Genomic DNA, 16,629 nt, shown 5'->3' with positions numbered 1-16,629 from the left:
TGCCTGATAGCTGCTTAGGCTATGATGATTTTAGGTTGAAACTCCAACCTCCGTTCGTTTCGAGCGAAGTCGAGAAACCTGCGCGCGCTGTTTCTCGACTTCGCTCGAAACGAACGGAGCAAAGCGAAGTGATCACGCTCTAAGCCCCTCCCCTTGCAGGGAAGGGTTTTACGCCCGCGCTTCCGTTCCCACGCTGTTGTGCCGCAATGCCGTCAGCACCGTGTCGATGATGGCGTCGGCGTCGAGCCTGGCGTCGGCATATTGTTTTTCGGGCTTGTCCTGATCCTGAAACACATCCGGCAGGCGCAGGGTGCGTAGCTTCAGGCCGTTGTCGATGAGGCCGAGGTCGCTGGCAAGCGTCAGCACATGCGCGCCCAGCCCGCCGATCGCGCCTTCCTCTATCGTTACCGCGACTTCGTGGGTGGTGAGCAGGCGGCGGATCATCGCTTCGTCGAGCGGCTTGGCAAAGCGCAGGTCGGCGACGGTGGTGGACAGGCCGCGCGCTTCCAGCGCTTCGGCGGCTTTGAGTGCTTCTTCCAGCCTGGTGCCGAGCGAGAGGATGGCGACCTGCCGCCCGTCGCGCACGATGCGGCCCTTGCCGATTTCGAGGCGTTCGGGGACGACTGGCATATCGACGCCGGTGCCGTTGCCGCGCGGGTAGCGCAGCGCGATCGGGCCGCTGTCATGGCAGGCGGCGGTGTGGGTCATATGGACCAGTTCGGCCTCGTCCGCTGCCGCCATCACCACCATATTGGGCAGGGTGGCGAGATAGGTGACGTCGAAACTGCCCGCATGGGTCGATCCGTCCGCGCCGACAAGGCCCGCGCGGTCGATCGCGAAGCGGACCGGCAGATTCTGGATCGCGACGTCATGGACGACCTGATCATAAGCGCGTTGCAGGAAGGTCGAGTAGATGGCGCAGAAAGGCCGCATTCCCTGCGCGGCGAGGCCCGCGGCAAAGGTGACGGCATGTTGTTCGGCAATGCCGACATCGAAGGTCCGGTCGGGGAAGGCGGTCGCGAATTTGTCCAGGCCCGTGCCCGACGGCATGGCTGCGGTGATGGCGCAGACTGCGGGATCACGCTGGGCCTCGGCGATCAGCGCCTGGGCAAAGACATTGGTGTAGCTGGGCGGGCCGGGCGGTGCCTTGGCCTGGGTGCCGGTGATGACGTCGAATTTCTGAACGCCATGATATTTGTCGTCCGCGGCTTCGGCGGGACCATAGCCCTTGCCCTTTTGCGTGACGACATGGACCAGGCACGGCCCTTCGGCGGCGTCGCGGACATTTTCCAGCACCGGGATCAACTGGTCGAGATTATGGCCGTCGATCGGGCCGACATAGTAAAAGCCCAGTTCCTCGAACAGGGTGCCGCCCATCGCCATACCGCGGGCAAATTCGTCGGTCTTGCGCGCGGCATTGTGCAGCGGGCGGGGCAGTTTGCGCGCCAGTTTCTTGGCGAGATCCCGCAGGCCCAGAAATTCGCGGCTGGAGACAAGGCGCGCGAGATAGCCCGACAGGCCACCGACCGGCGGGGCGATCGACATATCATTGTCATTAAGGATGACGATCAGGCGATTGCCCGCCGCCTGCGCATTATTCATCGCCTCATAGGCCATGCCCGCCGACATGGCGCCGTCGCCGATGACGGCGATGCCCTTGCCGGGCTGATCCTGCATCTTGTTGGCGATGGCAAAGCCCAAAGCCGCGCTGATCGAGGTGGAGCTGTGCGCCGCGCCGAACGGGTCATATTCGGATTCGGCGCGCTTGGTGAAGCCCGACAGGCCACCGCCCTGGCGCAGGGTGCGGATGCGGTCGCGGCGTCCGGTCAGGATTTTGTGCGGATAGCATTGATGCCCCACGTCCCAGATCAGCTTGTCGCGGGGCGTGTCGAACACATAATGGATCGCAGTGGTGAGTTCCACGACGCCAAGGCCCGACCCCAGATGTCCGCCGGTGACGCCCACGGCAGCAATCACCTCCTGCCGCAGTTCGTCGGCGAGTTGCCGCAGCTGCTCCGGCTGAAGGGCGCGCAGGTCGGACGGCCAGATCACCTGGTCGAGCAACGGGGTTTCAGGGCGATCGTTCATGAAAGGCATAGACTCGTCAAGGCGCTAGGCCGTTCCATCCTATTGCGCAACAATCCAGTTACGCGGCGCATTTGGCGCATGTCCCCAAAATCTCGATCACCGGGCGTTCCGGCTTGAACCCTTCCTGCTCGGCGACGGCGCGGACCTGGTTGGTGACCTTGTCATCATCGAGGTGCGTGGCCTGCTTGCAGGTGCGGCACACCAGGAAGATGCAGTCGTGATGACAGCCGGGATGCGCGTTGGCGATATAGGCGTTGGCGCTTTCCACTCGCATCGCGATATTGTTGGTCACGAACAGGTCTAGGATGCGATAGACGCTGTTGGGCGCGACCCGCTTGCCGCGCGCTTTCGACACGGTGTCGGCGATGTCATAGGCCGATGCGGGCTTTTCCTCCGCCGCCAGCGCATCGAAAATGGCGGCGCGCATGGGCGTCCATTGTTCGCTCTGCGCTTCCAGCGTGACGCGCGCGGCGTCGGCCAGCCGGGTGCCGGTGGGTTCGTGATGATGATGGTGATGGTCGGCCATGACGTCAATCTAGGCCGGGTCAGTGGCCGGGGCAAGGGCGCGCGTCAGCGTTGCCCGAAGGTCCATGCCGCCCACAGCCATCCGGCGATCATCAGCAGCCCGCCGATCGGGGTGATGGCGCCCAGCCATTTGGGTGCGCCCAGCGCCATGGCATAAAGGGTGAAGGCAAAGATCGCCGCGCCGACTAGCAGCAGCGCCGCCGCGCCGCGCGCGACGCCCATGATCGCCAGCGCGGCGACGGCGTGGATCAGTTGATAGAGGCCGCCGGTGCGCAGCCATTCGACCGCCTTGGCATCGGTGACGCCATGCGCGCCGAACGCGCCCGCACCAATGGCGAGGGCTGCGGACAGGGCGGCAAGGATCGCAATCATGTCTTGTCTCCATCGCCACGGCTGCGCAGCCGCATCCCGCGGCCGGGGCGATACACCAGATCCTTGGCCGCCAGCAGCGAGCCATGTTCGATCTGGAGCGCCAGTCGCTGCTCGTCATTGGCGCGATATTGGCGTTCGACTTCCTCGACCTCCTCAGGCGGGACGCCAAGCGCCTGCATCGCCTGCACGCCCATGCAGATAGCCGATTCATAGACTTCGCGGACGACGGCGGCGAGATCGATATCTTGCAGGGCGAGCAGCTGTTTCCGGTCGAACGCGCGGACCATCAGCGCCGCCTGCGGGAAAGCCTCGGCGATCGGCTGGAGCGTGCGGCTGTCGAGCGAGGGATCGTCGATGCAGAAGGCGATCAGACTGGCTTCGTCGGCACCGGCGCGATGGAGCAGGTCGATGCGGGTGCCGTCGCCATAATAGACTTTGGTGTCGAACCGCTGCGACACCTCAATCTGGGCGGGCTTCTTGTCGATCGACACGACGGCAAAGCCATGGCCGATCAGCATCTGCGCGACGGTCTGGCCAAACCGGCCATAGCCCACGATGATGGCGGTGCCGCGTGGCGCATGGTCCGGGCCGGGCAGGTCAGCCCCTTCCTTTGGCGCGGCGAACTCGAAGCGGCGGGCAAACAGCATCAGGAAGGGCGTCGTCGCCATGGAGAAGGTGACGATGGCGCTGAACAGGCTGGCGGCTTCCGGTGCGATCAGCAGCGCGCCCTGCGCCTGGGCGAACAGGACGAAGCCAAATTCGCCGCCCTGGCTCAGCAACAGGCCAGCGCCCAATGCGGGTCGCCAGTCCATGCCGAACAGGCGCGCGAGGCCCGCGATGATCGCCGCCTTGGTCGCGACCAGGATCAGCGCCATGCCGACGACGAACACCGGATTGGCCGCGACGGTGGCAAGGTCCAGCACCATGCCGACGGCGAGGAAGAAGAGGCCGAGCAGGATGGAACGGAAGGGTTCGACGTCGGCCTCTATTTCGTGCCGGTAGGGCGAATCGGCGAGCATCACGCCCGCGACGAACGCGCCCAGCGCGGTCGACAGGTGCAGGCTGTGCATCAGGGCTGCGGCGGCCAACACCGTGAACAGGCCGACGGTGACGAACAGTTCGCGCTCGCCGAACCGTCCGACGAGGGACAGGAGCGGGCGCAGGATGAAGCGGCCAGCAAGGACGAGGCCTGCGATCGCTGCGACCGTGTAGGCCGCCGTCATCCATCCGGGCGGCCCGCCCGCATCAGCCGGATTGCGGGAGAGCGCCGCGACGATGGTGATCAGCGGGACGATCGAAAGATCCTGAAACAGCAGGATCGAGAATATTTTTTCACCAAAGGGCGAATTGATCCGGCCGCTGGATTTGAGGCCCGGCAAGACCTGCGCCGTCGAGGAAAGGGCGAGCGGCAGGCCGAGCGCGATCGCCGCGCCCCAGGTGAAGCCGGTGAAGTAGAAGATGATCGCGGTCAGCGCGCAACCGCACAGCACGACCTGCGCCATGCCGAGCGCGAAGATGTCCTTCTTCAAGCGCCAGAGCCGGGCGGGATGAAGTTCAAGCCCGACGAGGAAGAGCAGCAGGACGATACCGATTTCGGCAATGGCGAGCTTTGATTCGCCGCCGCCGACCAGCCCCAGCCCTTGCGGTCCGACCAAAGCCCCCGCGACAAGATAGCCGAGCACCGCGCCCAGCCCAAAGCGGCGGAAGAGGATGACGAACAGCAGGGCGGCACCCAGCAGGATGACGCCGTCGGAGAGCAATATCTCGGTCGCGCTGACGGGAGTGGTTGGCGTGGCCATCAGGCGTCCGCCATCCGCGCGGCTTCGGCAATGGCTTCAAAGCCCAGGCGGATCGAGGCGTGGCGGGCGGGATAGCCGCGCGCCGGAGCCAGCACCGCAAGGCCGGGCCAGAAATCCAGATCATCGCTGGCGCCGGAGAGATAGGCGGTAAGCCTGTCGCGGGCGTCGGCCAGTTCATCGGCGCTCATGCCAATGGCTTGCGCCGCCATCAGCGATGCGGAGGCCTGCCCCAGCGCGCACGCCTTCACGTCCAGCCCGATGTCGGCGAGGCGACCGTCGGCCATCGCCACGTCCACCGTCACCCGTGATCCGCAAGTGGGCGACCGCCGCTCGACGCTTGCCTGCGGGGCGGGCAGGCGGTGGTGGTGCGGGATGCTGGCGGCGAGCCGCAAAATGTCTTTGTTGTACAGGGGTGCGCTCATTGCGTCCCATGTAGGACAGGATGGGCCTGGGGTGAAGGCGGGGAATGGTCATAGGGGGAAATAATGGGGCCGCGTGTTCCCGCGCAGGCGGGAACCCAGTTCAAACGGCGGGACTGGGTTCCCGCCTGCGCGGGAACACGGGGCGCTTCAATCGGGCCATTGTGAAGTGCCGTTCCCCAGCTTATCGCGCCATCCATGAAGATTCTGGTCGATGCCGATGCCTGTCCTGTGAAGGATGAGATTTACAAGGTCGCCTTTCGCCATGGCGTGCCGGTGACGATTGTGAGCAACAGCCCGATCCGAATCCCCGCGCATGAATTGCTGGACCGGGTGGTGGTGAGCGACGGGTTCGATGCGGCGGATGACTGGATTGCCGAGCGGGCCGATGCGGGTTCGGTGTGCATCACCGCCGACATTTTGCTGGCGGACCGCTGCCTGAAAGCGGGCGCGGTGGTGATCGCGCCCAATGGCAAGCCCTTTACGCTGAGTTCGATCGGCGCGGCGATTGCCACGCGGGCGATCATGGCGGATTTGCGGGCAGGCGGCGAACAGATTGGCGGGCCGCCGCCCTTTGGCAAGAATGACCGGTCGCGATTCCTGTCGGCGCTGGACGAGGCGCTGGTGCGCCTGAAACGAGGCCGCTGATGGCCGATTGGGACGCGATCATCCTGGGGGCTGGCGCGGCGGGGATGATGTGCGCGGCTGTCGCGGGGCAGCGGGGCAGGCGGGTGCTGCTGGTCGATCATGCCGACCAGGTGGGCAAGAAAATCCTGATTTCGGGCGGCGGGCGGTGCAATTTCACCAATGTCGATACGGCGGCGGATCGCTATCTGTCGGCCAATCCGCATTTCGCCAAGTCGGCGCTGGGGCGGTATAGCGCACAGGATTTCATCGCGCTGGTCGATAGCTATGGCATTGCCTGGCATGAAAAGACGCTGGGGCAGCTATTCTGCGACGGGTCGGCCAAGCAGATCGTCGCGATGCTGGAAGAGGAATGCGCCAAGGGCGGCGTGACGCTGGCGTTGGGGCAGCCGGTGGCGGATGTGAGCCATGGCGACGGGCTGTATCGGGTGACGACGGGCGGGGTGGAGCATCGCGCGGTTGCGCTGGTGCTGGCGACCGGCGGGCCATCCATTCCGAAGATGGGCGCGACCGGCTTTGCCTATGAGGTCGCGCGGCAATTCGGGTTGGCGATTATCCAGCCGCGCCCGGCGCTCGTGCCGTTTACGCTGGGGGCGGAGGAGGCGCTGTTTCAGGCGCTGTCGGGGGTGTCGGCGGACGTCGTGGTGCGCTGGAACAAGGTGCGGTTTCGCGAGGCGGCCTTGTTCACTCATCGCGGGCTGTCCGGCCCGGCGATGTTGCAGATTTCCTCCTACTGGCAGCATCGCACGCCGATCCATGTCGATTTCCTGCCCGATCATGGGGCCGAATGGCTGATCGAGGCCAAGCGCGACCGGCCCCGCGCCAGCCTGCGCAAGCTGGTGGCGCAGGCGCTGACCGAGCGGTTGGCCGATGCGCTGCTGGAGCGGGCCGGGGTGCAGGGCGAGATGGGCAATCTGTCCGACAAGGCGCTGCGGCAGTTGGGCGCGCGGCTGCATGACTGGCCGTTCGAGCCGACGGGAACGGAGGGCTATGCCAAGGCGGAAGTGACGGTCGGTGGGATCGCTACCGCAGGGCTTTCATCGCGGACGATGGAGGCGAACAAGGTGCCGGGGCTGTACGCGATCGGCGAGGCGGTGGACGTGACCGGCTGGCTGGGCGGCTACAATTTCCAATGGGCCTGGGCCAGTGGCTGGGCTGCTGGGCAGGCGATTTAGGGATATTTTCGCGGCCTACGCCGTCATGCCAGCGAAAGCTGGCATCTCTCTTCCTTTGCGCGGCAGAAGAAAAGTGAGATCCCAGCATTCGCTGGGATGACGGGTGTTGGGTTACGGCCCGCTATCCCCGCCCTCCGGCGGTTGCGTGGGGGCGATGCGGGGTGGGGGTACATCGGCTGGCGGGGCAGGTGGGTCGTTGGGCAGGCGGATTTGGCTGCCGCCGATATTCACCGTCATACCGCCTTCGTCTACACCGATCCCGACATTGCCGATGCCGGTTTCGACGCTGATATTGGCGATGGCGTTGACCAGGTCTGCGTCCTGGGTTTCGACCGGGGCATCCTCGACCGTTTCGTTGATCGCGCCGCTCATGAAATTGCGCCAGATGCGCGCGGGGATGCCGCCGCCCGCCGCGCCGCCGGGGAGCGGGCTATTGTCGTCATTGCCGATCCAGACGGCGGTGACGAGGCCACCGGCATAGCCCACGAAGATCGCGTCGCGGCTGTCCTGGGTCGTGCCGGTCTTGCCAAAGGTGCTGGTGCGTAGCGCCGCCGCGCTGCCGGTGCCGCGATTGGCAGCGGAGGAGAGCAGATCGCGGATCATCGCCAGTTCATCGTCATCGAAGGACCGCTGGCGCGCCATCAGCCGCTCGAACCAGCCCTGCTCTTCGGGCGGCAGGCCGTGGGCGAGGACGGGATAGGCACCCGCCGCGACCGCTGCATAGGCTTCGGCCAGTTCGATGAGCGGAATTTCCGATGTGCCGAGCGCGAGGCTCAGATCCTCGGTGAGCGGCGCGGTGACGCCCAGATCGCGGGCGACCTTGATCACATTGTCGACGCCGACCTTTTGCGTCAGGCGGACGGCGGCGACATTGCTGGAGGCGGCGAAGGCCTGACGCAGGCTGATGCGGCCGCGATATTTGCCGCCATGATTGGCCGGGCGATAGCTGCCGGTGGTGATCGGCGTGTCGTCGATCATATCCTCCGGCGTCATGCCCGCGCGGAAGGCGGCGAGATAGACGAACAGCTTGAAGGTTGATCCGGGCTGGCGCTTGGCCTGGAAGGCGCGGTTGAAGCTGCTCTTGGTGTAATTTTTGCCGCCGACCATGGCGACGACGCTGCCGTCGGGCTTCATCGCCACAAGCGCCGCCTGCGCCCCGCCCAGCGGCGCGCGGCGAATGGCGGCTTCGGCGAGGCGCTGGATGCGCCAGTCGAGCGTGGTGTCGATCTTTTGTTCGCCATAGACCGCGCCTGCCCGGTCGCGGGCTTCGGGCAGCACCCAGTCGGCGAAATAGGTGCCGGTGGTGGTATCGGGGGTTTCGCGGACATTGAGGCGGGCAGGCGGCAGGGCGTTGCGTTCGGCCTGGCTGATATAGCCAGCGTCCACCATCGCCTGCGTCACCAGCGCGGCGCGGGCGCGCGCGCCCTTGAGGTTGCTGGTCGGCGCGAGGCGGGAGGGGGCTTTCAGCAGGCCTGCCAGCATCGCGGCCTGCGAGATGGTCAGCCGTTCGGGCGCGCGGTTGAAATAATGGAGCGAGGCGGCGCGCAGGCCGTACACATTGTCGCCGAAATAGACGTTGGAAAGATAGCGTTCGAGGATCTGGTCCTTGGTCAGCCAGGCTTCGAGCCAGAAGGCGATCATCGCCTCGCGCGCCTTTCGCCCCATGGTGCGATCGCTGGAGAGAAACACGCCCTTGGCGAGTTGCTGGGTGATGGTGCTGCCGCCCTGCGACGATCCGTCCGACCAGAGATTGTGCCAGGCGGCACGGGCGACGCCCCGTGGATCGACGCCCCAATGGCTGTAGAAGCGCCGATCTTCTATCGCCATGAACGCCTGCGGCACATGGGCGGGCAGATGGGCGATGGTGACCGGCGTGTCGATCACCGCGCCGCGCCGGGCTATGAGGTGACTGTCGGCCGACATCAGGCTGATGCTGGGCGGCGCGATGGGCTGGAGCGATCGGGAGAGCGGGGCGGTGACGGCGAGCCAGCCGATCATCAGCATCAGCACGGCAAGGCCAGCCGCTACGATCCAGCCGACAATCTGTAACCGTCGCCGCCAGGGCGTGGGCGGGGCGAAGGCGCTGGGCGGCCCGGCACCGAATTCGCGCGGAGGCAGCGCGGCGGAGTCAGTTGTGCTGGACGGATCGGTCATCGGTTCAGCCATGCTGTATTATTCACCTGATACAGTCAAGTCTGTCCCGCGCCGGGACAGGCCAATGTTAACCATCTTTCGCGATGGCCCCAAAGGTAAATAATGCGTTAACCAGTGGCTATGCGAACACGCCCCCTTGTCCTGACGACCGAATCCGCCCGTCACCCCTTTCGCCAGCGCTTGCCCCAGCATGTGCTGCGCGTCGTGGAGCCAGCGCCTGCGCGCAAGCGGAAGATGGTTGATGACGATAGCGACTGGAAGCTGTTTGGGTTGAGCTTCTGCGCCTTCTTCACGGCATTCTACAGCTTCATTTCCTAGGAAATCCTCCCCTGCAAGGGGAGGTGGATGGCCGCAGGCCAGACGGAGGGGTGTCGAGCTATCGAGAGGGCGACACCCCTCCGTCATCGCTACGCGACGCCACCTCCCCCACAGGGGGAGGATTTTAAGCACAGACGGGGCCGTCGCAGGCCTTGTGCAGTTTCCACGCCAGCCAGGCGCAGGGCAGGCAGAGCAGGGCGACCAGCAGCAGCTGCTTCACCACCGACAGCCCGGCAATCGTCAGGCCGATCGCCATCACCGATCCGATCACCATCGCGCCTGAATTGACGATATTATTGGCCGCGACAGTGCGGGCCGCTTCGCATTTTTCGACCGTGGTGGTCAGGAAGGCGTAGAGCGGCACGACGAACATGCCGCCGAAGGTCGCAACACCCAGCAGGCAGGCGGACAGCGCGATCGCCATGGGATGGGCGAGGAAGCCGGTAAAGGACAGCATCTGCCCGGCGGGCGCGGGTGTCCATAATGCGCACACGACATGGAAGGCGACGATGCACGCGCCCATGCCGATGACCGAGGCCGGGGCATATTTTGCCGACACATGGCCGCAGAGCAGCCGGTTGATCGCGACCGATCCGATGGCGATGCCGATCGAGAAAATGGCCAGGAACAGGCTGGCGACCGATTTATCGGCTGTCAGCACATTTTTGACCAGCGGCGGAAACTGGATGAACAGGATGGAGCCGACCGCCCAGAACAGGCTGATCGACATGATCGCCAGGAACAGGCGGCGGATGTGCATGGTGCCGCGCACCAAAGTGATGGACGAGCGGATGATGTGGAAATCGATCGGCGTGCGTTCCAGCAGCGACGGGGCGGGCGGCACTTCACGGCCCGCGACATAGCCGATCAGCGCGGTGATGACGATGCCGATCGCGGCGATCTCCACCGGGATCAGGCCAGCGAGGATCGTGCCGGCCAATATGGCGATATAGGTGCCCGCCTCCACCAGGCCGGTGCCGCCCAGCACTTCTTCATCGTAAAGATGCTGGGGCAAAATCGCATATTTGATCGGGCCGAAGAAGGTGGAGTGAACTCCCATGGCGAACAAAGCGAGCAGCAGCAGCGGAATGGCGAGCGTGTGGATGGCGATGCCACCCCAGATGAGGCCAAGGCCCGTCGCACCAACCAGCATGATCGCGATTTCCGCGCCCTTGACCCAGCGGATGATGACCGCCTTGTCGCGCTGGTCGGCCAGTTGCCCCGATAGCGCCGACAACAGAAAGAAGGGCAGGATGAAGATGCCGGTCGCCAGTGCGCTGAACCAGGTTTCGGACCGTTCGTCATTATAGACCTGATAGACGACGAACAGCACCATCGCGTTCTTGAACAGATTGTCGTTGAACGCGCCCAGCAGCTGGGTGACGAAAAGCGGCAAAAAACGGCGCTTGTTGAGGAGCCTGAGCGAGGCTTTCATGGATGAATCTGGCTTCTTTACCGTTAGCGACCGGGGCGGGGTCTAGCCGCTGCCGGTGCCGCTGTCCAATCCCGTCACCGCAAACATGCGGCCCACCTTGTGCGTCGGGCCGGACTGTGGCAGTCGGCTGCGATGCTGACGCTGCCCAATCTGCTCACGCTTTCGCGCATCGTCACGGTGCCGTTGCTGGTCGCCCTGCTGTGGCCCGCGGAAATGGGCGCGCGCTGGATCACCGGCTATGCGCTGGCGTTTGCGCTCTATTGCCTGATGGGCATTACCGATTATTTCGACGGCTATCTGGCCCGCGCGCAGGGGGCGGTGTCGCGGCTGGGCATTTTCCTGGACCCCATTGCCGACAAGATCATGGTCGCCGCCGTCATCCTGATGCTGAGCGCGACGCGCGACATAGCGGGCATCCACATCGTTGCCGCGATGATCATCCTGTTGCGCGAGATTGCGGTGTCGGGCCTGCGCGAGTTTCTGGCGGGGATTCAGGTGTCGGTGCCGGTGTCGCGGCTGGCCAAATGGAAAACGACCTTTCAGATCATTGCGCTGGGCGCGTTGATCCTGGCGGGGGCGGTGCCGCAATTTCCCTTCGTCCAGGCGGTCGGCATCGTGACGCTATGGGCTGCTGCACTGCTGACGCTGATAACCGGCTGGGATTATCTGCGCGTCGGCATAAAGCATATGGATTGAACCGGGCCGATGCTCACTATCGTCTATTTCGCCTGGGTGCGCGAACGGATCGGGCTGGATGAGGAGCAGGTGGCGCGGCCTGAAATGGGCGCGACCGTTGCCGATCTGGTGGCTGGGCTGGCGGCGCGGGGCGGCGGTTATGCCGAGGCGCTGGGGGACGCGACGCGGCTGCGGGCAGCATTGGACCAAAGGTTCGTGGGCCTCGATACGCTGATCGGTGACGCGCGCGAACTGGCGCTGTTTCCGCCGGTGACCGGGGGATGAAGCGCGTCGCGGTGCAGGCTGGCGACTTCGACGTCGCGGCGGAACTGGCCGCGCTCGAAGCGCTGGGCGGCGGCGGCGTGGCGAGTTTTACCGGCGTGGTGCGCGGTGGCGGCGGGCTGGTCGCGCTGGAACTGGAACATTATCCGGCGATGACGCGGGCGCAGGTCGACCGCATCTGCGACGAGGCGATGGCGCGCTGGCCGCTGCTGGGCCTAAGCGTCATTCACCGTTTCGGGCGGCTGGAGCCGGGTGCGCGGATCGTGTTCGTGGGCACCGCATCGCGTCATCGCACTGCGGCGCTGGAAAGCTGCGCCTTCCTGATCGACTGGCTGAAATCGGAGGCGCCCTTCTGGAAGAAGGAGCATTTTGCCGGTGGCGCGACCGGGTGGGTCGAGGCGCGGGTTGAGGATGAGGTGAAGGCCAAGGGGTGGGGTTGATCTGATCTCCGTTCGTTTCGAGCGAAGTCGAGAAACCAGTGCGCCAGGTTTCTCGACGTAGTTTATCCTGAGCGCCTGCCGCAGGCGGGCAGTCGAAGGGCTCGAAACGAACGGAGGTGGGTGTCAGGCTGCCTCCACCATCACCGCCGGAGGGTCGGATGCCTCACGCAATATCCCGGCGAGCAGATGAAATTCCTTTTCGCGCGGGCTGTTCTTGCGCCAGACCAGGGCGATGTCGCGCCAAGCGCGGTCGGATCGGAGCGGGCGGGCGACGATCTGGGTATGGTCCAAAATGCCGCTGGTGATCGCCATTTCGGGCAGCATGGTGACGCCCAGGCCATTGTCGACCATCTGGATCAGGGTGTGCAGCGACGTCCCCATCATGATCGCGCTGGCGCGCAATTCGGGGCGGTTGCAGGCGGCGAGCGCATGGTCCTTGAGGCAATGACCATCCTCCAGCAGCAATAATTTGCTCTCGTCGATCATCTCCGGCCCGATCCAGTCGGGTGGGTCGCGCGGATCATCGCGCGGGAAGGCGACATAGAGGCGGTCCTGAAAGAGGATCTCGCTTTCCAGTTCGCCGGTGGGGAAGGGGAGGGCGAGCAGGACGCAATCGACATTGCCGTGGCGCAGCGATTCGATGGCCGCTGTCGTCGTTTCCTCGCGCAGATAGAGTTTGAGTTCGGGGCGGTCGGCGCGCAGCCGGGGGAGGAGGCGCGGCAGCAGGAAGGGGGCGATGGTCGGGATCACGCTCATGCGCAATTCGCCCGACAGCGGCTTGCCGGACGCTTCGGCGATGGCGGAAAGTTCCTCCGCCTCACGCAGGACACGGTGCGCCTTTTCCACGATGCGATCGCCGAGCGCGGTGAAACGGACGACGCGGCGGGTGCGCTCGACCAGGGTGACGCCGAGCAGCGACTCCAGCTCTCTTATGCCCGCAGACAGGGTTGACTGGGTGACGTAGCAGCTGTCGGCCGCCTTGCCGAAATGACCCTGTTCCTTGAGTGCAACCAGATATTGCAGCTGTTTGAGGGTCGGCATGTAGTTGGACATCTATCGGCTTCCTCGATCAGAAAGCCGAATATAAGTGCCTTAGCCGATATATCCAAGAAATTTGGCAAGGCCGAACATCGACGTGATGGTCAGGATGATGCCGACCGCGGTGAACAGCAGGCGGGGCGGGATATGCCGGGCAAGCATCGCGCCGATCGGGGCCGCCGCGACGCCGCCGATCAGCAGGCCGAGCGTATAGGTGGTGAAGGCCTGCCAGCCCAGATGAATGAGGAAGGTGATGCTGATCGACAGGGTCAGGAAGAATTCGACCGTGTTGACCGTGCCGATCGTATGGCGCGGGCTGGACCCCTGCAACAGCAGGTTGGACGTCACGATCGGACCCCAGCCGCCACCGCCGGTCGCGTCCAGGAAACCGCCGGTCAGGCCCAGCGGCGCAACCCATTTGGGGTCCTTCTGCTTGGGCGGCAGGTGAAAGCCGCGCCAGACGAGATAGAGGCCGATGGCCGCGAGATAGGTCTGGATATAGGGTTTGATGACCGCGCCGTCGATATTGGACAGGACGTAAGCACCGGTCACGCCGCCGATGACGCCGGGGATGATGAGTTTGGAAAACAGCTTCCAGTCCACATTCTTGTGCAGGATATGGCTGATCGCGGACACGGCGGTGGTGAAGGTTTCAGCGACATGGACACTGGCCGAGGCGCGGCTGGGCGGTATGCCGAGCGTGAGCAGCAGGGTGCTGGAGATGACGCCATAGGCCATGCCGAGCGCGCCATCGACCATCTGGGCGCCAAAGCCGACAAGGATGAAGGGCAGGATTTCGCCGAAATGGGCGATGAAGGAGTCGATCATCCGGTGGCCTCTGGTCTGATTGTCTACCTCTATGATTGGCTTATCCGGGCGCGCCAAGCAAGTTTCTATTTCGGGTCGCCAAGGTGAAATAGCACCGTCTCTGGAAAAATCGGACCTGGGACGCTATGTTGGGGTCGATTTTGCTACAGCGGCGTGCGGCCATGCACGCCCGGTTCGGGAATATGTGGATGGTGCGCAACCTCATTGCCTATCTTGATTCGGTCAAGTCGCGCGATCCCGCGCCCCGATCGAGGGCGGAAATCCTGCTTTATCCGGGCATCTGGTCGCTGGCTTTCCACCGGGTGGCGCATCGGCTCTACCGGGCGCGGCTCTATTTTCTGGCGCGGGCGGTCAATCATTTCTCGCGCTTCCTGACCGGGAACGACATTCATCCGGGTGCCAAAATCGGCAAGCGTTTCTTCATCGACCATGGTTTTACCGTGGTTGGCGAGACGGCGGAGATTGGCGATGATGTCACGCTGTACCAAAATGTGACACTGGGCGGGACTGACCCGGCCAACGGTATTGCGGGCAAGCGTCACCCGACGCTGGGCAATGGCGTCATCGTCGGGTCTGGCGCGCAGGTGCTGGGGCCGGTGACGGTCGGCGCGCGGGCGCGGGTCGGGGCCAATGCAGTCGTGACCAAGGATGTGGCCGAAGGCGCGACGATGGTGGGCATCCCGGCGCGCGCGATGCTGGTCGATGTGACCGCCTATCAGCGCGACTTCATGCCCTATGGCACGCCCTGCACCGATTGCTTCGACCCCGAAAAGCAGAAGCTGGAACTGCTCCAGTGCGAGGTCGAACAGTTGCAGAAGCGGCTGGCCGAACTGATCGCGGAACAGCAGAAGCCAAGGCTGCCCGACGAGGATGCTTCGCTGTTCAAGGCGCGTGACCGGGCCTGATGTCGAATGTGACGCCGTTTCCCAAGGATGGGGCGGGGCAGGTCGGGTTCGACCGGCTGGAATTGCAGCGGATCATGGACCTGTATGGCCGGATGGTATCGGCCGGGCACTGGCGCGACTATGCGATGGATATGGGGCGGGAGGCCGCGATTTTCAGCGCGTTCCGCCGTGCCGCCGAACGCCCCGAATATCGCATCGAAAAGCGCCCGGCACTCCGCAACCGGCAGGGCATGTGGGCGCTGGTCGGCGAAGGTGGCCATATATTGAAGCGGGGCCAGGAGTTGCAGAATGTCCTGGCCCCGGTCGAGCGTAAATTGTTGCGGATCGTGGAGGGGTAGTCCTAATTGCCCCTCCACCAGCCTTCGGCTGGTCCCCCTCCCCAAGGCAAGCTTGGGGAGGATTTTTACGCCGGTGCGCGGTCCAGATAGGGCAGCTTGTCGGTCAGCACCGGGGGCAGGCCGCCCACCACCAGCGTGCGGGCGTGATGCCAGAGCGCCGACAGCAGCAGCAGCGAGGAGCCGATCACCAGCGCGGTGAAGGCGGCGGACAGTTCGACCGCGCCTGCCTGCTTGAATAGGGCATAGAGGGCGAAGAGGACATAGGCGAGGCTGGAGACCAGCAGCGCGCGCCGGTCGATCGCCAGGGCGACGAGGCCGAAGGCGACATAGAGGGCGATTACCATGACTGCCTTGGCGACGCTGATGTCATCCCCGTCGAACACGCCGAGCAGGTGGAACAGCGAATGGGCGATCATCGGCGCGGCGGTCAGATGCAGCCAGAAGGCGACGTCGGACCGGCGGGTGATACGGCTGCGGTCGGAAATGTCCCACCACATGGCGAAGGCGAAGATGGCGAGACCGCCCGCCAGTAGCAGCAGGAAGGGCAGTGTCTGATTGAAAGGCACCGCCGCAATGATGAGGCTGGCGACGACGAGCGCCGCTGCGCCTGCGCCCGCCGCGACCGTGATCGGCACCATGAAGCGCCGCCAGTGTGCGAAGGCCGCCAAGGCGCTGAACGCTGCCACGCCCGACAGGATCAGCGCGCCGCCGCGATGCCCTGCATCGGGGAAGAGCTGTGCGGCCAGCGCGCCCAGGCAAAAGGCGACCCCGCCGACAAAGCCTGCCAGCAGCAGGATCGACGGCAGCGCCATGCGCCGCTGGCGGGTGAAATATTCGGCCAGCCCCCAGCTGGTCGCCGCGACCAGCAGGCCCGACATCAGTGAGGGATGATGTTCCGCCGCGCCCAGCCGGATGCTGTTGCCCAGCCAGCCGACCGCGACCAGCAGGATTACGCCCGCGATCGACACGAAAATATCGTTGAAGCCGGTCAGCAGGCGGAAGGATTCTTCATCCACCACCGGGCTGGACCGCAACCGGGCGACATGGTCGCGCAGCGCCTGCGCACTTTGCGCCGGGATTGCCCCGGCCGCTACGGCATCCTGTAGATCGCTCTCGCTATACATCGTCCAGCTCCCAAGGACTGTTGATTATGTCTCTTCATACCACGACTGTATTATATCATCAATACAGTT

18 protein-coding genes are annotated in these 16,629 nt (G+C 64.7%); 8 read left to right on the top strand and 10 right to left on the bottom strand.

Features of this window, described 5'->3' with window-relative positions:
• Positions 1–168: 168 nt before the first annotated feature.
• Genes dxs through ACODSR_RS15230 form a run of 5 tightly spaced genes read right to left on the bottom strand, consistent with a single transcriptional unit; the run spans position 169 to position 5,206 of the window.
• Positions 169–2,097, bottom strand: coding sequence for a 1-deoxy-D-xylulose-5-phosphate synthase (gene dxs, locus ACODSR_RS15250; RefSeq protein WP_489077502.1), 1,929 nt, complete (start codon positions 2,095–2,097; stop codon positions 169–171).
• A gap of 49 nt (positions 2,098–2,146) precedes the next feature.
• Positions 2,147–2,614 (bottom strand): Fur family transcriptional regulator, encoded by a 468-nt coding sequence (locus ACODSR_RS15245; RefSeq protein WP_489077501.1) that lies wholly within the window; start codon positions 2,612–2,614, stop codon positions 2,147–2,149.
• Between the two features lie 44 nt (positions 2,615–2,658).
• Entirely contained in the window at positions 2,659–2,985 is a 327-nt protein-coding gene (locus ACODSR_RS15240) for a DUF423 domain-containing protein (protein WP_489077500.1), read from the bottom strand.
• Complete coding sequence (locus ACODSR_RS15235; protein WP_489077499.1) at positions 2,982–4,784, bottom strand: cation:proton antiporter domain-containing protein; 1,803 nt, start codon at positions 4,782–4,784, stop codon at positions 2,982–2,984. The genes ACODSR_RS15240 and ACODSR_RS15235 overlap by 4 nt, the downstream gene beginning before the upstream one ends.
• Positions 4,784–5,206 carry an iron-sulfur cluster assembly scaffold protein gene (locus tag ACODSR_RS15230; RefSeq protein WP_119745339.1) on the bottom strand — a complete coding sequence of 141 codons (423 nt, stop codon included), beginning with the start codon at positions 5,204–5,206 and terminating at the stop codon, positions 4,784–4,786. Before ACODSR_RS15230 ends, ACODSR_RS15235 begins: the two co-directional genes overlap by 1 nt.
• Positions 5,207–5,401: 195 nt before the next feature.
• Here ACODSR_RS15230 and ACODSR_RS15225 point away from each other — a divergent pair, with 195 nt between their 5' ends.
• Together ACODSR_RS15225 and ACODSR_RS15220 are read left to right on the top strand one after the other, a co-directional pair.
• A complete protein-coding gene (locus ACODSR_RS15225) occupies positions 5,402–5,851 on the top strand; it encodes a YaiI/YqxD family protein (RefSeq protein WP_119745337.1) in 450 nt (149 codons plus the stop codon).
• Complete coding sequence (locus tag ACODSR_RS15220) at positions 5,851–7,023, top strand: BaiN/RdsA family NAD(P)/FAD-dependent oxidoreductase (protein ID WP_489077498.1); 1,173 nt, start codon at positions 5,851–5,853, stop codon at positions 7,021–7,023. The genes ACODSR_RS15225 and ACODSR_RS15220 overlap by 1 nt, the downstream gene beginning before the upstream one ends.
• A gap of 111 nt (positions 7,024–7,134) precedes the next feature.
• Here the strand turns inward: ACODSR_RS15220 and ACODSR_RS15215 are convergent, their stop codons facing one another.
• Positions 7,135–9,189: a transglycosylase domain-containing protein gene (locus ACODSR_RS15215; protein WP_489077497.1), complete on the bottom strand. Its 2,055-nt coding sequence runs from the start codon at positions 9,187–9,189 to the stop codon at positions 7,135–7,137.
• A gap of 108 nt (positions 9,190–9,297) precedes the next feature.
• Here ACODSR_RS15215 and ACODSR_RS15210 point away from each other — a divergent pair, with 108 nt between their 5' ends.
• Entirely contained in the window at positions 9,298–9,495 is a 198-nt protein-coding gene (locus ACODSR_RS15210; protein WP_294132189.1) for a hypothetical protein, read from the top strand.
• A gap of 124 nt (positions 9,496–9,619) precedes the next feature.
• Here the strand turns inward: ACODSR_RS15210 and ACODSR_RS15205 are convergent, their stop codons facing one another.
• The gene (locus tag ACODSR_RS15205; RefSeq protein ID WP_489077496.1) at positions 9,620–10,930 is read right to left on the bottom strand and encodes an MFS transporter; all 1,311 of its coding nucleotides are present in this window, start codon (positions 10,928–10,930) and stop codon (positions 9,620–9,622) included.
• Between the two features lie 132 nt (positions 10,931–11,062).
• On the opposite strand from ACODSR_RS15205, the gene pgsA reads away from it, so the two are divergent.
• The 3 genes from pgsA to ACODSR_RS15190 are packed head-to-tail and all read left to right on the top strand — an operon-like array spanning position 11,063 to position 12,327.
• Complete coding sequence (pgsA, locus tag ACODSR_RS15200) at positions 11,063–11,626, top strand: CDP-diacylglycerol--glycerol-3-phosphate 3-phosphatidyltransferase (RefSeq protein ID WP_006954539.1); 564 nt, start codon at positions 11,063–11,065, stop codon at positions 11,624–11,626.
• A gap of 9 nt (positions 11,627–11,635) precedes the next feature.
• A complete protein-coding gene (gene moaD / locus ACODSR_RS15195; RefSeq protein ID WP_489077495.1) occupies positions 11,636–11,890 on the top strand; it encodes a molybdopterin converting factor subunit 1 in 255 nt (84 codons plus the stop codon).
• Complete coding sequence (locus tag ACODSR_RS15190) at positions 11,887–12,327, top strand: molybdenum cofactor biosynthesis protein MoaE (protein ID WP_489077494.1); 441 nt, start codon at positions 11,887–11,889, stop codon at positions 12,325–12,327. Before moaD ends, ACODSR_RS15190 begins: the two co-directional genes overlap by 4 nt.
• Positions 12,328–12,450: 123 nt before the next feature.
• Here ACODSR_RS15190 and ACODSR_RS15185 read toward each other — a convergent pair whose 3' ends face one another.
• A complete protein-coding gene (locus ACODSR_RS15185) occupies positions 12,451–13,380 on the bottom strand; it encodes a hydrogen peroxide-inducible genes activator (protein WP_489077493.1) in 930 nt (309 codons plus the stop codon).
• 39 nt (positions 13,381–13,419) lie between these two features.
• A complete protein-coding gene (locus ACODSR_RS15180) occupies positions 13,420–14,193 on the bottom strand; it encodes a sulfite exporter TauE/SafE family protein (RefSeq protein ID WP_489077492.1) in 774 nt (257 codons plus the stop codon).
• 188 nt (positions 14,194–14,381) lie between these two features.
• Between ACODSR_RS15180 and epsC the strand changes: the two genes are divergently transcribed.
• The gene (epsC, locus tag ACODSR_RS15175) at positions 14,382–15,098 is read left to right on the top strand and encodes a serine O-acetyltransferase EpsC (protein ID WP_489077516.1); all 717 of its coding nucleotides are present in this window, start codon (positions 14,382–14,384) and stop codon (positions 15,096–15,098) included.
• Entirely contained in the window at positions 15,098–15,436 is a 339-nt protein-coding gene (locus tag ACODSR_RS15170) for a DUF2794 domain-containing protein (RefSeq protein ID WP_489077491.1), read from the top strand. The genes epsC and ACODSR_RS15170 overlap by 1 nt, the downstream gene beginning before the upstream one ends.
• 65 nt (positions 15,437–15,501) lie before the next feature.
• Here the strand turns inward: ACODSR_RS15170 and ACODSR_RS15165 are convergent, their stop codons facing one another.
• Positions 15,502–16,560 (bottom strand): hypothetical protein, encoded by a 1,059-nt coding sequence (locus ACODSR_RS15165; RefSeq protein WP_489077490.1) that lies wholly within the window; start codon positions 16,558–16,560, stop codon positions 15,502–15,504.
• Between the last annotated feature and the right edge of the window lie 69 nt (positions 16,561–16,629).

Source organism: Sphingobium sp. FG125, from assembly GCF_057809795.1.
The sequence above is the reverse complement of the archived record's forward strand: the minus strand, read 5'-3'. Positions and strand labels throughout refer to the sequence as shown.

Coding starts and splice junctions, on each gene's coding strand:
- ACODSR_RS15190 (WP_489077494.1), top strand. CDS start 11,887: ATGAAGCGCGTCGCGGTGCAGGCTGGCGACTTCGACGTCGCGGCGGAA.
- epsC (WP_489077516.1), top strand. CDS start 14,382: ATGGTGCGCAACCTCATTGCCTATCTTGATTCGGTCAAGTCGCGCGAT.
- ACODSR_RS15170 (WP_489077491.1), top strand. CDS start 15,098: ATGTCGAATGTGACGCCGTTTCCCAAGGATGGGGCGGGGCAGGTCGGG.
- ACODSR_RS15205 (WP_489077496.1), bottom strand. CDS start 10,930: ATGAAAGCCTCGCTCAGGCTCCTCAACAAGCGCCGTTTTTTGCCGCTT.
- ACODSR_RS15215 (WP_489077497.1), bottom strand. CDS start 9,189: ATGGCTGAACCGATGACCGATCCGTCCAGCACAACTGACTCCGCCGCG.
- moaD (WP_489077495.1), top strand. CDS start 11,636: ATGCTCACTATCGTCTATTTCGCCTGGGTGCGCGAACGGATCGGGCTG.
- ACODSR_RS15235 (WP_489077499.1), bottom strand. CDS start 4,784: ATGGCCACGCCAACCACTCCCGTCAGCGCGACCGAGATATTGCTCTCC.
- ACODSR_RS15230 (WP_119745339.1), bottom strand. CDS start 5,206: ATGAGCGCACCCCTGTACAACAAAGACATTTTGCGGCTCGCCGCCAGC.
- ACODSR_RS15165 (WP_489077490.1), bottom strand. CDS start 16,560: ATGTATAGCGAGAGCGATCTACAGGATGCCGTAGCGGCCGGGGCAATC.
- ACODSR_RS15245 (WP_489077501.1), bottom strand. CDS start 2,614: ATGGCCGACCATCACCATCATCATCACGAACCCACCGGCACCCGGCTG.
- dxs (WP_489077502.1), bottom strand. CDS start 2,097: ATGCCTTTCATGAACGATCGCCCTGAAACCCCGTTGCTCGACCAGGTG.
- ACODSR_RS15185 (WP_489077493.1), bottom strand. CDS start 13,380: ATGTCCAACTACATGCCGACCCTCAAACAGCTGCAATATCTGGTTGCA.
- ACODSR_RS15180 (WP_489077492.1), bottom strand. CDS start 14,193: ATGATCGACTCCTTCATCGCCCATTTCGGCGAAATCCTGCCCTTCATC.
- ACODSR_RS15210 (WP_294132189.1), top strand. CDS start 9,298: ATGCGAACACGCCCCCTTGTCCTGACGACCGAATCCGCCCGTCACCCC.
- ACODSR_RS15220 (WP_489077498.1), top strand. CDS start 5,851: ATGGCCGATTGGGACGCGATCATCCTGGGGGCTGGCGCGGCGGGGATG.
- ACODSR_RS15240 (WP_489077500.1), bottom strand. CDS start 2,985: ATGATTGCGATCCTTGCCGCCCTGTCCGCAGCCCTCGCCATTGGTGCG.
- pgsA (WP_006954539.1), top strand. CDS start 11,063: ATGCTGACGCTGCCCAATCTGCTCACGCTTTCGCGCATCGTCACGGTG.
- ACODSR_RS15225 (WP_119745337.1), top strand. CDS start 5,402: ATGAAGATTCTGGTCGATGCCGATGCCTGTCCTGTGAAGGATGAGATT.